Annotated in this window: 11 protein-coding genes; all 11 read left to right on the forward strand. The window is 53.9% G+C overall.

Annotated elements, in window-relative coordinates; all coding sequences use genetic code 11:
• Positions 1-97 precede the first annotated feature (97 nt).
• The 11 genes from EYB31_RS25945 to EYB31_RS26000 all read left to right on the forward strand — a co-directional run bounded on the left by EYB31_RS25945 (position 98) and on the right by EYB31_RS26000 (position 13621).
• Positions 98-658, forward strand: coding sequence for a sugar O-acetyltransferase (locus tag EYB31_RS25945; RefSeq protein WP_240762875.1), 561 nt, complete (start codon positions 98-100; stop codon positions 656-658).
• Between the two features lie 157 nt (positions 659-815).
• Complete coding sequence (locus EYB31_RS25950; RefSeq protein WP_131016342.1) at positions 816-1631, forward strand: tetratricopeptide repeat protein; 816 nt, start codon at positions 816-818, stop codon at positions 1629-1631.
• A gap of 137 nt (positions 1632-1768) precedes the next feature.
• Entirely contained in the window at positions 1769-2977 is a 1209-nt protein-coding gene (locus EYB31_RS25955; protein WP_131016343.1) for a PQQ-dependent sugar dehydrogenase, read from the forward strand.
• Positions 2978-3281: 304 nt separating this feature from the next.
• A complete protein-coding gene (locus tag EYB31_RS25965) occupies positions 3282-5114 on the forward strand; it encodes a sensor histidine kinase (protein ID WP_131016344.1) in 1833 nt (610 codons plus the stop codon).
• Positions 5107-6738 (forward strand): response regulator, encoded by a 1632-nt coding sequence (locus EYB31_RS25970; protein ID WP_131016345.1) that lies wholly within the window; start codon positions 5107-5109, stop codon positions 6736-6738. Before EYB31_RS25965 ends, EYB31_RS25970 begins: the two co-directional genes overlap by 8 nt.
• A 146-nt stretch (positions 6739-6884) precedes the next feature.
• Positions 6885-7775: a carbohydrate ABC transporter permease gene (locus EYB31_RS25975; RefSeq protein WP_240762877.1), complete on the forward strand. Its 891-nt coding sequence runs from the start codon at positions 6885-6887 to the stop codon at positions 7773-7775.
• Between the two features lie 15 nt (positions 7776-7790).
• Positions 7791-8699, forward strand: coding sequence for a carbohydrate ABC transporter permease (locus EYB31_RS25980; protein ID WP_240762893.1), 909 nt, complete (start codon positions 7791-7793; stop codon positions 8697-8699).
• A 117-nt stretch (positions 8700-8816) separates the two neighbouring features.
• Positions 8817-10214: an ABC transporter substrate-binding protein gene (locus EYB31_RS25985; protein ID WP_131016347.1), complete on the forward strand. Its 1398-nt coding sequence runs from the start codon at positions 8817-8819 to the stop codon at positions 10212-10214.
• 25 nt (positions 10215-10239) lie between these two features.
• The gene (locus EYB31_RS25990; protein WP_206105501.1) at positions 10240-11502 is read left to right on the forward strand and encodes a sialidase family protein; all 1263 of its coding nucleotides are present in this window, start codon (positions 10240-10242) and stop codon (positions 11500-11502) included.
• A 25-nt stretch (positions 11503-11527) separates the two neighbouring features.
• On the forward strand, positions 11528-12280 hold the full coding sequence (locus EYB31_RS25995; protein WP_131016348.1) for an RraA family protein: 753 nt from the start codon (positions 11528-11530) through the stop codon (positions 12278-12280).
• 45 nt (positions 12281-12325) lie between these two features.
• Entirely contained in the window at positions 12326-13621 is a 1296-nt protein-coding gene (locus tag EYB31_RS26000) for a sialidase family protein (RefSeq protein WP_131016349.1), read from the forward strand.
• Positions 13622-13623: the final 2 nt, after the last annotated feature.

A 13623-nucleotide genomic window follows, 5' to 3' on the forward strand; every position in this document is an offset into this window, starting at 1 on the left:
CGGTTCTATAAATCAAGCGATTGCCCAATCTGCCCGATATGTGAGCAGGAACGCAAACCCGACTAAAAGAAGGCCATCGCAACGATGCACATGGAGAATGAAGGAGCTGGAAGATATTATGGACAAAGAAAAGGTGCATTACGTCAGAGGAACTGAAGAATTAAAACTTAAGAGCATTAGGGCTCAGAAGCTAATCCAGCAATTTAACCAATGTGATGTTGAAGATGCGGAGACAAAAGAGAATATCATTAAGGAATTGTTTGGAACGGTTGGGCCGGGAGTCAGCATCGAGCATAACTTCCATTGCGATCTGGGCTACAACATCCATGTGGGAAACAACTTTTATGCAGGATATAATTGTACGATTCTGGATATGGCTGAGGTCAGAATTGGCGACGATTGTATGATAGCGCCTAATGTTGGAATTTACACGGCCGGACATTCTATTGAACCTAAAGACAGGAACAAAAGCGGTTACGGTATCCCGATCACAATCGGAAACAACGTCTGGATTGGCGGCAGTTGCGTCATTTTGCCCGGAGTTACGATTGGTGACAATTCCATTGTCGCTGCAGGTTCGGTTGTGACCAAAGACGTACCGGAAAACACCATTGTAGCAGGCAATCCGGCGAAATTTCTAAAGGCAATCAGTGAATAACGTTGAGGGAACTGACTGGCACGAAAGCTGGCAGCTGTGATAAAGTAAAGTACATTAGCGTTTAATGTAATGTTTTGGTAAGCAGGATGTTTCTTGAGAATCGATTATTGGGAACCGGCTCCGTGAATTGGGGTCTATCGGTGAGAGTGAGGTAATTATGAAAGCTTGGCTGAAACCGCTGTTAAAAATAGTTATTCCAATTGTGATTGTTCTGATTTTGTTTCAAGTCGGAAGATGGTACGGAATTGCGGCGCTTGTTATTCTACTTGTTTATGCAGGGCTTAAACTGCGCGCTAACTTCTTCGTTGTTCAGGCGAATTCCCGTTTTGCCAAAAAAGATTTGATCGGGGCTGCGGAGAGCTTCGGCAAAGCTTACCAATTGAGCAAAAATGCTTCGTACGCGATCTCTCGGGCATTCCTCCTGCTGAAGAACAGACAAGTGGAGGAGGCGGAGAAGCTGCTGGCCGATATTTTAAAGCAACCTCTGGCACACACGGAGAAAATGAATGCAAAGATTAATTACTCCATGGCTTTATGGATGCTCGGGCAAAAGCAACAATCGCTCGAGTGGATGGAAGAGGTCTTCTCCGAGTTCAAAAATACGATCGTATATGGAAACCTGGGGTTGTTTTATGTCATGAACGGCGATCTCGACAAAGCGTTAAGCTTCAACCTAGAGGCTTACGAATATAACGATTCCGACAAAACGATATTGGATAATCTGGGTTACACTTACCACCTGCTCGGCCGCCATCAGGAAGCGAAGGAAACTTATGAGAAGCTTTTGGCATTAAAGCCGACGTTTGCTGAAGCTTTTTATTATTACGGTTTGACGCTTGGGGAACTCGGAGAGCGTGACCGGGCGGTTGAAGTGCTGGAGCAAGGACTGGAATTCGAGCCGTCGATGATGACCGATGTGAAACGGGATACGATAGAAAGCAAGCTGAAGGAATGGAGAACGGAGGAGATGTAATATAACGCAACGAGCGTGACTCCTTATTGCCGTCTTGCGTGTTGGCGGTGAAAGCTGCAGTGCAATCGCCGCCAAACCAGCCTTGGTTATGAGTTGCCGTCAGATCCGGGCCGAAATACATTTGACGAGGAGGTTCTATGATGCAAACATTTTATTCGCTGTTGATGCTGACCATGCTGCTGCTCACCGCCTGCAGCGGTCCTCAGCAGGCGAACCCGACCAAGGAGGCGGCGTCTCTGGAGACACCGCCGGCTCCCGCCCAGGCTCCGGCTCCGGTGTCGGCCCTGGTGCCGGCGGCGGTTCAAGTTCCGGCCCGCTATCAAAGCGCGTACCCTGGCGGAGACCGGAAGCTTCAGTTGCCGCCCGGCTTTACGATCCAGGTCTTCGCAGCCGGGCTGCAGGGGCCGCGTCATATGGCGATCGGACCGGACGGAGCGGTCTATGTGGCGGAGATGAGCGCCAACCGGGTGAGCCGCCTGGCCGATGCAGACGGTGACGGCGTGGCCGACTCTTCCGAGATTTACGCTTCGAACATGGAGAGAGCTCACGGGGTAGAATGGCATCAGGGAGCACTCTATGTAGGCGCCATTGACGGGATATACCGCTTCGACGGCAAGGGCGTCCGCGGGGAGAAGCTGGTGGACCTGCCTGCAAGCGGCTCGCACATCACCCGCACCGTCCGCTTCGGCCAGGACGGGCGGATGTACGTTACGATTGGATCGACTTGCAACGTCTGCAAGGAGGAGGACGCCCACCGTGCAGCGATGTGGGTTTACAACGCTGACGGTTCCGGCGGGCGCCTCTTTGCCCGCGGGCTTCGCAATACGGTGGACTTCGCCTTCCATCCGCAGACAGGAGCGATCTTCGGTGCGGACAACGGGCGGGACTCGCTCGGTGACGATCTCCCGCCGGAGGAGCTGAACCTGATCCGGGACGGCGGCGACTACGGCTGGCCGGTCTGCCACGGCGGACAGATCAGCGACCCGCAGTTCGGGCAACCCGACTCCTGCTCAACTACCGTCGCACCGGCACTGAAAATGCAGGCTCATTCCGCCCCGCTCGGTGTGCAGTTCTATAGCGGCACTCAATTCCCGGCCGCGTACCAGGGCCGGCTATTCATCACGTTTCACGGATCTTGGAACCGATCGGAAAGGACCGGATACAAGGTGGTCTCCGTTCCTTTTCAGAACGGAGAGCCATCGGGCCAACCGGAGGATTTCCTCACCGGCTGGTTAACCGGCTCCGGCGCCTGGGGACGTCCGGTGGGGGTGCTCCGGACCCCCGATGGCGCCCTTCTCATTTCAGACGACCAAGGCGGTGTTATCTACCGGGTCAGCTACCAGTAATGAAACTCAAGACCGGTCGACAGGACAATACTGCCGGTTCGAGCGGTGGCCCAGCCCTTGTGAACTCTCCGCCTCTCCCCCAAGAAATAGTGGCGCACGTGTCCGACGTGGCCAATCATCAAGTAGGACGTATCACGCCGTTGAAAACGAGAGGCCATGCCGCCTGCTCCGGCATATTCGGGTATGGAGCTAAATAGATTGGATCAGCAGACCCGGCGGGCAACCGCCGGGTTTTTGGCATGCATAAGATTTTAAACCAATCATAAAATTTCAATCTGTCCTAATTCCTGCGTATGGGCGCATAATGAATTATAGTATGATGGGGAAAACGGACACGATGGGAGCAAACGATATGACCCGGATGACATCGCTGATTATGAACCTGAAGCTGCGGAACAAACTTATCGTTTCTTTTGTGCTGCTTATTGTATTATCCACGCTCAGCATTGGATGGATTTCGTATTTGGAGCTGAAGCGCGCGATTGTCAGCGAGATCGGCCAGTCGATTAGGGAAACGCTGGAGCAGACGATGCAAAATATCGATTACAAGCTGAGGGATATCGACGATTTGTACGTCAAGGTCATCGCCAGCAAAGAGATGCAGGCGATGCTGGAAGCAACGGACGTAACGCCGAAAATAAGCCAAGCGTACATGACCAATTTTTACGATGCGGTGTATCCGGTCATCTTCGGGGGGCGCTCGGAGCAGCTGCAATCGGTCGTTATTTACGGGGCCAACGGCGTCAATTTGTCGTATAATATGCCGCCCGCTCCTAACCCGAGCCCGTCCGAAGTAGAAACGACAAGCGTGTTTCGGCAGGCGGAAGCGGCTCGCGGCAAGTCGCAGTGGATGTTTACGAATCAAAATATTTTTGCCGGTGACAAGCAAGGACCCAAGACGATCTCCAACGTCCGCAAAGCGCTGGCGCTGCTGACCTTCAAGGATTGGGGTCTGATGATGCTGAACGTGCGCGAAAGCTACATTTACGAAAGCTACAAAAACTTGATCAGCGATATGAAGGCGGTGACGTATATCGCCGATCCTAACGGGCTGATCGTATCCCATGCGGACAAAAGCTTGCTTTCCACAGCGGTTGATCCGCAGATCAAAGCGCTGATCATGTCGCAGCCAAAGGGCAGCGCGATCGTCAGGCTGGAAGGAACGACGTATTCCGTTCACTTTATTACTTCGGACTATACGGGGTGGAAACTTGTTACGATGATTCCGGAGTCGTCCATATATAAAAATATCAATATGGCCGGAAATACGATCATGACGATTTTTGCGGCAACGGTAACGCTGGCGGTTATTTTTTCGGTGGCGATCTCCTCCGGCATTACGCTTCCCCTGCGCAAGCTGCTGCGGCATATAAAGCGGGTACGGGACGGCAACATGGACGCCAAGGTGCACCTCGGCACACAGGAGGAATTCGGCCAGCTGTCGGAAAGTTTTAACGAAATGACGGAAGAGATCAAAGCGTTGATCGCCAAGGTGCGGGAAGATGAGAAGCAGATCAGAGAAGCCGAGCTGCGGGCGCTGCAATCGCAAATCAAACCGCACATCCTATACAACACGTTGGATACGATTTATTGGATGACCAAAACAAAGGAATATGACGAAATCGGCGAAATGACAACCGTGCTGGCGCAGTTTTTCCGGTTAAGCCTGAACAAGGGCAGCGAGACGACAACCGTCGCCAAAGAAATCGAGCATGCGAAGCATTATTTGGACATTCAAAAGCTGCAATATAAGGATAAATTCGATTACGGCATCGAAATGGACGAAAGTGTGCGGGATGTGCCTTGCATCAAGCTGATTTTGCAGCCGATCGTGGAAAATGCGCTGCTGCACGGCATTCGCCGAATGAAATACGAGCGCGGTCATGTCAGCATCGAGGCGCGGCGGAGCGGAGAGAAGATTGTCCTGACGATCCGCGACAACGGAGTGGGCATGGACAGCGGACAGATCGCCGATATTTTGCAGCAGCAGCGGTCGGATTCGGCGGGATACGGCGCTTATAACGTGCAGGAACGGCTGCATCTGGCTTACGGCAAAGAATACGGAATCCGTTACGAAAGCGAGCCCGGCGAAGGCACGGTCGTACAGATTACGATACCTGGAGGACATCATGTATAAGCTGATGCTGGTGGACGATGAAGAACGAGTGCGGACGGGGCTGCGAATCAGCCTGGATTGGGAAGAGCAGCATATTGAAATTGTCGGTGAAGCGGAAGGCGGCTTGGAGGCGCTGGAGATTGTGGCGGAAAAGCAGCCGGACATTATCATCTCGGACGTGCTGATGCCGCAGATGGACGGCTTGGAGTTTACGCAGCGGGCGCTGGAAATTGTGCCCCACGCCAAGGTTATTCTGCTGAGCGGGTACGATCACTTTGGTTATGTGCAGACCGCGATTCGCTATGGAGCGTTTGACTACATGCTGAAACCAAGCAAGGTCGAGGAGCTTGCCGCGGTGATCGGCAAAGCAAAGCAGGCGATCGAGGCGGAGCGCAGCCCGCTGAAAAACGCCGAGGAGCTGCGCCAGCAGCTGTTCCAAAGCATTCCGGTGCTGAAGGAAAAATACATCCGGTTTCTGCTCATGGGTCAGATGACGATGGAGGATATCCGCAAAAATTACGGTTATTTAAACCTTGCGCTGCAAGGAGAGCATTTCATGTGCCTTGTGATGGAAATCGACGAAGAAGGCGGCGAGCCCAGGCGGTACAGCATGCAGGAAAAGCAGCTTCTCATGTTTGCGCTGAAAAATATTTCCGAGGAGCTGCTTGGCGAGCAGTACGGGACGGAAGTCATCGAGCACGAGGAAAACCAACTGGTCGTCATCGTCAGCCCGCTGGAGGCGGCCAGCGAAAGCAGGCACGTGGAGCGGGTACAATCGCTGGCCAAGAAGATGCAGTATTATTTTCAGAATTACTACAAAAACTCCGTATCGATCGGCATCGGCGGCCTATACGCTGGCTCGGAACGAATCGCGCAGTCGTACGAGGAAGCGCGCGAGGCGCTGCAATACCGCTTATACTCCGGCAAGGGCAGCCTTGTCTTCAGCGGAGACATCGCTTATCGGAGCGGCCGCGAGCAGCTCTCTTATCCGTTCGAGCTGGAGGGCAAGCTGGCGCTGGCGCTGAAGATCGGGGATACGCTAGGATTGCGCAGCTGCACCAAGCAGTTCGTGCAGTTCATGATTGGCATGTATAACGTCAATCCCGAGCATCTGCGCGGCGTGTGCCTGCAGCTTGCATTCACGCTGCAGCGCAAGCTGATGGAGTGGAACATGGAAGGCGAGCGGGCCGTCGATTTGGCCAAGCTGGACGAGCAGATTAGGAAGCAGAAGACGATTGCCCAGCTCGAAAGCTGGCTGATCGGTTACGTCGACAAGCTGGCGGCGATCGTGGAAGAAAACAAACGGGAGCGCAATGTGTCGATCGTGCAGAAGGCGATCGCTTATATGGAAGAACGGTACGGCAGCGACATTTCGCTGCAGGACATCGCCGACTCGGTATTTTTGACGCCGAATTATTTTGCCAATTTGTTTAAAGATAATACGGGAGAAACGGCGATGAACGTGCTGACGAACATCCGGATCGCCAAAGCGAAGCAGTTGCTGAAGACAACCGAGCTGAAAAATTACGAGGTAGCCGAGCAGGTCGGTTATACGGACGCCAAATATTTCGGCCAAGTGTTCAAGAAAATCGTCGGCATGACGCCGGTCGAATACAAGAAAACGCACTATCCCGCCAATTCGTAGCGGCTGGCCCGGCGCAGCAGAGAGTGTTATTCGCGGAATACGATAAACAACGTAATTTTGCCGTCCGATCGTAAAAATTTCACCTGTATTTTATCGGCTCCGTCCCCAATAATTAGGCCCAGGGATGAGAAGGAGGTGTACACCCAGTGTTCCCGAAAAAAACATTCATTCACAGCAAAGACATCGTCGGGTACTTATTTCTGCTTCCGCTCATTGTAGGCGTGCTCGCATTTTCACTGTATCCGATCGGAGAGGCGTTCCGCATCAGCTTGTACCATCATAACGGAGTAAGGGGGATATGGACGGGACTAGGCAACTATGATTTCATTCTGCATGATACTTCTTTCTGGCGGGCATTAAAAAATACCGTCATTATGGGCCTTATGAGCGTTGGCATCGGCTTGCCGGTAAGTTTCATCGTCGCTTCGCTCATCAACAGCTTGGCGTTCCCGCGGCTCAGCGTGCTGATGAAAGCGGTTTATTTCGTGCCCAACGTCACCTCGACGATTGCCGCATCGATCGTGTTTCTACTGCTTTTTTACCCCACGGAAAAAGGCATCGCCAATACGGTGATGAATTTGTTCGGCTTCGCTCCGCTCGGCTGGATGGCCGATCCTCATTATGCGCAAATCAGCGTCATTCTGATGGACACATGGCATGGCGTAGGTTATTCGGTGTTGATTTGGCTCGCCGGACTGCAGTCGATCTCGCGTGATTTGTACGAGGCGGCGGAGGTCGACGGCGCATCGAAACTGAAGCAGTGGCTGTATATTACGATTCCCGGCATGAAGCCGGTCATCTTCTTTATGGTCGTGATGGGCACGATTGGCGCATTCAAGCGGTTTTCCGAGGTATTCGTCATCGGCGGACCCGACGGCAACCCGGGCGGCTCGCTGTTCACGCTGATGCTTTATGTGTACCGCTACGGCTTCTACACGTACGAGTTCGGCAAAGCGGCCGCTGCGTCCTACATCATTTTTATCATCATTTTTGCGGTCACGCTGATCAACTTTAAGATGTTTCAGAATAAGGATTAAAGCGAGTTGAATTTCATGGATATGGACATCGAAACCACTTCAAGCACCGCCGCCGTCACCGGCGCCAGACCGGCTTACCGGTCCCAACGCAAAGCGGAGCAGCTTCGCGCTTGGATCACGTTGGCCATATTAACCGCAGGCGGCTTGATCGTTATCGTTCCTTTTGTCGTGATGTTTTCCGTCGCGTTCGATAAGGACGCCGTGTTCGAAATTCCGTTTCCGTTCCGTATCGTTCCGGAGCATGTCAGCTTGGACAATTTCTACACGGCGATCAAAAACATCAATATGCCCAGGCTTTATTGGAACACGCTGATGATTGCGGTAGGCGTCATTTCGATCGGCACGTTTTCCGCGCTGCTGGCGGGGTATGCGCTTTCGAAGCTGAACGTCAAGGGGGGCAAAATCATTTTGCTCGTTGTGCTGGCCACGCTGATGATCCCCAGCGAAGCCACGCTGATTCCGCTGTTTATGCTGTTCAAAAACATGCATCTACTCAACACGTATTGGGCGTTTTATTTGCCGGCGATCGCCAACATCTTCGGCACATTCCTGGCGAAGCAGTTTATGGACGGCATCCCGGGAGAGCTGCGGGAAGCTGCGGTGATCGACGGGGCAAGCGAATTTCAAACGTTCAGCCGCATTTATTTTGCGCTAAGCATGCCGATTGTGGCCACGCTGATCATTCTGACGTTCCTGAACGTATGGAACAGCTTCCTGTTCCCGCTGATTATGCTTAACGATCCGGCCAAGTACACGATCCAGATCGGCATCGCGATGCTTCGGGCCAGAACGCAAACCGGCGAAGCGCTGCCCGGCCTCAATATGGCGGCGACCGTGCTGTCGATCATTCCGGTGCTGCTCGTGTATTTGTTTTTCCAGCGCTACATTATCCAAAGCATCGCCCATTCGGGCATCAAGCAGTAGCTTGGGGCTGACGAGACCGGCCATCACCCGAACGGGAGCCGCGCCGGGCAATCCGCTGTTTCAATAGACGGTTGAACAGCTGCATGAAAGCAGTCAACACAAAAGGGAGGTCTTTTCGTGGGAAAAAGCAAATTGAAAATGGCGCTGCTAGGTACAGTCACCTCGGCGCTGCTGGCTATGACGGCATGCGGCGGAGGCACAGACACTGGGAGCGCGGGTACAGGCAGCGCCGCCGATCCGGCCAAGGCGGCCGATCCGATTTCCGGCACAGTGCGCGTATCGGTATTCGGGTTTCCGCTGGAAGACGGCATCGATCCGGCTACCGGCAGCAATGTGAAGGGTGTCAGAGAGCTGTTCAAGCCGCTGCTGGCCAAACATCCGAAGCTGAATCTCGAGTTCAGCGAGGTGCCGACCAACGACCGTAAAGCGAAATGGCAGGCGCTTCTGCTCAGCAACAGCGTGGACGTGTTGTTCCTCGATTCGTCGATCGATTTTTATAACCAAGGTTTCTTGAAGCCGCTTGACGATTTCATGGCCCGTGACAAATGGAAGGACAATTTCTATGAGTCGCTATGGTCCGACCAGGAGCGGTTTACGAACCAAACCGACCATAAGGTGATGGCGACGCCGGGCGGATTGCAGACGAACACAGTCGTTTACGACAAGCAGATTTTTGACGATTGGGGCGTCGAACCGCTGAGCGACAAACCGACGGCTGCGGAAATTTTGGAAAAAGCGAAAAAGCTGACCGGCAAAAACCCGAAAACCGGCAAGCAAACATACGGTTTGTATTACGATCCGCGCAGCAGCAGCCACATGATGCTTGACTATTTCTCGGACGGCAACGGCGTGCAGATCGGGCAAACCGACTGGGCCAACTTTGGCAACAGCAAGCTGAATTTCAACACCCCGGCGATCAAAAAATCGATTCAAACGATGATCGACATGGTGCCGTATCTCCCTCCCGGCTACGAGATCGGACGCGGCTTCGAGAACTGGGGCAAAGCGGAAAATAATGTGGCAATCTGCCTATGGTGTTATAAAATGGATGAAGTGCTGAAAAACAAGCTGACCGACCGGTATGTCGTGACCAAAGGCGTCAGGGACAAAAACGGCAAAACGTCCTACGGTACGGGCCGCGTGTTCGCGATGGCCAAGGAGACGAAAAATCCGGAAGCGTCGTGGGAGGTGCTGAAGCTGTTGTCAGGTCCGGAGGGGCAGAAGTTTTTCTACGATAACTACAAAGAGCTGCCTACCTGGAAAAACGCCGACTGGGTGAACGACAAGGACAATCCGTACGCAAGGCAGCTGATGACCGTCGTCGCCGATACGAAAAACGTGCTGTTCCCGCCGATTACGTTCTCGACCATTCGCCCATGGATGGCGGATATCGTCTCGCGTGCGACACACGGACAGAAATATGACCTCGACGCAGAACTGGCGGATATACAGGTCAAGGTGGACAAATGGGTGGAAGAACAGAAGGCGATCGACGCCAAGAAAAAGACGAATTGACGTCTAATTAAGGGAGTGGACAAAAGTGGCCGTTCAACCGTTAGCGCAGCAATTTGTAAAAGTATATGAGTCGCCTGATCCCGACAACATCTGGACGTACAGTCCGGGCATCGCTGTGATGCCAAGCGGCCGTTTGATCGCTACGCTCGACCTGAGTGGACCGGGGATGGAAAGTTTCCCCGGACCCAAGCGGGTCATTGAAAACGGCAAGTTATGGTTCGGCAAAATATTCACCTCCGACGATAAAGGAGAAACATGGCAATACCGCGCCGATTTCCCGTTTATGCACGCTAGGCCGTTTGTGGCCGGAAACTCCGTGTACGTCATCGGGCACTGCAACGATCTTGCGATTATCCGCTCGGATGACGAAGGCGACACCTGGAGCGATACAAGCCTGATGACGGAAGGCGAAGTGTGGCATCAAGCCCCGGCCAACGTGCATTACGCCGGCGATCACGTGTATCTGGTGATGGAGAAAATGACGTTTACCGGGATGAAGACGTGGCCTTGCAGCATTTTTGCTCCGGTGCTGATGAGAGCGCATACAGACAGCAATTTGCTGCTGAAGGAAAGCTGGACGTTTGCCTCGGAGCTGGCGTTCCGCGATGCGGTTCCCGAGGATCAACTCGATTATTTCGGCGTGCCGTTCTACCAATCGCAGCCGATCACCGGCGTTATGGTCGCCCCGGGGCGGATGTGCGCGCCGGCCGGCTGGCTGGAAACCAACGTCGTGCAAATTACTGATCCGGATCATTATTTCTATGATCCGAATGGGCGCACCTTCCACTTATGGATGCGGGCTCATACCGGCGGCACCGGCTTTGGGGCGATCGCCAAGGTGGTCGAAAACGATGACGGTACGATGACAACGATGCTGGAGACGACGCCATCCGGTAAAAAGATGGTGTATGTGCCGCTGCCGGGCGGGCAGATGAAATTCCACATCGTATATGACGAAGTCGATAAGCTGTATTGGCTGCTCAGCTCGCAGGCGACGGACAGTATGACACGTGCGGACCGGCTGCCCGCGGACCGGTTCAACCTGCCGAACAACGAGCGGCACCGGCTGCAGTTGCATTTTTCCCGCAACTGCATCGACTGGTGTTTCGCCGGGCTTGTCGCCACCGGGAACTCGACGAAGGAAGCGCGGCATTACGCCAGCCTTGCGATCGACGGCAGCGATCTGTACGTGCTCAGCCGCTCCGGCGACGAGCGGGCGCGGGATGCGCACAACGGCAACTTCATCTCATTTCATAAGATCCGCAATTTCCGCGCGTTGGTGTATTAACGCAAAACGAAGGAGACAAACCGCCATGTCAGAGCGAATATTAAGCCACAGCGAACTGCTGCAGTTGAAGAGATGGAATACGCCAACCGTGTATAACGGCTGGGAGCAAATTACGAAGCATGACCGCAGAACCTGCTTTAATCTCGAAGAAACAAAAGACTATATGCCGCATATGGGCATGATGATCGGTTATGCCGTCACTGTCGTATGCGAGCCAAGCAACCCGGACCACCAAACGAACAATCCGGACGCCCCGGCGCAGTGCCGCGAATATATCGCCAGCATTCCCGGCCCGAAAATCGTCGTTGTTCAGGATCTCGACAAGCCGTATGCGTATGGTTCGTATTGGGGCGAAGTCGGCGCGAATATCCACCGTTCGCTTGGCTGCGTCGGCACGATAACCGATGGCGCGGTACGCGATTTGGATGAGATGAACAACGCGGGTTTTAAGGCGATCGCCGCCAAAATGTGCGTCGGCCACGCTTACAGCTGGCCGGTGCGCTGGAACTGCGAGGTCGAGGTGTTTGGCACGAAAATACAGCCGGGCCAGCTGATTCATGCCGACAAGCACGGTTTCCTGGTCATTCCCGAAGAGGATCAGCAGCAGCTGCTCGAAGCGGTGCGGTTCATGGATACGAACGAATGCGACAGCGTGATTGCCGCAGGCCGCAATGTAGCCGGTAAAACGACGGAGCAGGTGCTGCAGGCCATGAACGAAGCAGGCAGGCAGTTTGGTGCGGCGGCGAAGCAAAAATACGGCAAGCAGGGCGAATGGTAATCATACGTATATAAGCCATGATGGACACGAAAGGGATGCGAATACATGAGCTTGGACAATCCATTGACGACGGAAGAGCTGGCCGTTAAGCCGCTGGCGCCGAATTTCGTAAAAGTATATGAATCGCCGGATCCGCCTAACATTTGGGTATACAGTCCCGGCATCGCCGTGCTGCCGACCGGCAGGCTGGTCGCTACGCTCGATTTGAGCGGCCCGGGCATGGCCGATTTTCCCGGACCGAAGCGGGTGATCGAGCATGGCGACCTGTGGTTCGGCAAAATTTTTACCTCTGACGATAAAGGGGCAACCTGGCAGTACCAAGGGGACTTTCCGTTTATGCATGCCCGGCCATTCGTAGCCGGTAATTCCGTGTATATCATCGGCCACTGCAACGATCTGACGATTATCCGCTCCGACGATTGGGGCGAAACGTGGAGCGAAACGAGCTACATGTCCGAAGGGCAAATATGGCATCAGGCTCCTTCCAATGTGTATTACACCGATACGCATGTGTATTTGGTGATGGAACGAATGACGTTTACCGGCATGAAAATATGGCCGTGCAGCATTTTGGCCCCGGTGCTGATGCGAGGCAAGCTTGGCGATGATCTGCTGAAACGTGAGAATTGGACGTTTGCCTCCGAGCTGGCGTATTGCGATTGCATACCGGTGGATGAACTCGACTATTTCGGAACGCCTTTCTTCCCGACGGAGCCGATTACCGGCAAGTTCATTTCCCCGGGACGCAACAATGCGCCGGCCGGCTGGCTGGAAACGAACGTCGTGCGGTTTACCGATCCCGATCATTATTTCTACGATCCGAGCGGACGTACCTTCCATCTGTGGATGCGGGCGCATACCGGAGGCACGGGACTAGGCGCAATCGCCAAAGTCGTGGAAAACGACGACGGCACGATGACAACGATGCTGGAAAAAGCTCCGTCGGGCCGTACGATGGTGTTTGTGCCGATTCCCGGCGGCCAGATGAAATTCCACATCGTGTACGACGAGGTCGACAAGTTGTATTGGCTGCTCAGCTCGCAGGCGACGGACAGCATGACCCGTGCGGAAAAGCTGCCCGCGGAGCGATTCTGGCTGCCAAACAACGAACGCCACCGGCTGCAGCTGCATTTTTCCCGCAATTGCATCGACTGGTGTTTCGCCGGGCTTGTCGACATGGGCAATTCCCCCAAGGAGTCGCGCCATTACGCTTCGCTGGCGATCGACGGGGACGATTTGTACGTGCTGAGCCGCTCGGGCGACAGCCAGGCGTACAACGCGCACAACGGCAACTTTATCTCGTTCCACACGATCAAGCAGTTCCGCTCGTTAGTCTATTGATA

It is taken from the genome of Paenibacillus thalictri, from assembly GCF_004307995.1.
GTDB lineage: Bacteria > Bacillota > Bacilli > Paenibacillales > NBRC-103111 > Paenibacillus_AF > Paenibacillus_AF thalictri.

Excerpts from the sequence above, each read along its gene's own strand:
- EYB31_RS25945 (WP_240762875.1), top strand. The coding sequence starts at position 98 with ATGAAGGAGCTGGAAGATATTATGGACAAAGAAAAGGTGCATTACGTC.
- EYB31_RS25950 (WP_131016342.1), top strand. The coding sequence starts at position 816 with ATGAAAGCTTGGCTGAAACCGCTGTTAAAAATAGTTATTCCAATTGTG.
- EYB31_RS25955 (WP_131016343.1), top strand. The coding sequence starts at position 1,769 with ATGATGCAAACATTTTATTCGCTGTTGATGCTGACCATGCTGCTGCTC.
- EYB31_RS25965 (WP_131016344.1), top strand. The coding sequence starts at position 3,282 with ATGAATTATAGTATGATGGGGAAAACGGACACGATGGGAGCAAACGAT.
- EYB31_RS25970 (WP_131016345.1), top strand. The coding sequence starts at position 5,107 with ATGTATAAGCTGATGCTGGTGGACGATGAAGAACGAGTGCGGACGGGG.
- EYB31_RS25980 (WP_240762893.1), top strand. The coding sequence starts at position 7,791 with ATGGATATGGACATCGAAACCACTTCAAGCACCGCCGCCGTCACCGGC.
- EYB31_RS25995 (WP_131016348.1), top strand. The coding sequence starts at position 11,528 with ATGTCAGAGCGAATATTAAGCCACAGCGAACTGCTGCAGTTGAAGAGA.
- EYB31_RS26000 (WP_131016349.1), top strand. The coding sequence starts at position 12,326 with ATGAGCTTGGACAATCCATTGACGACGGAAGAGCTGGCCGTTAAGCCG.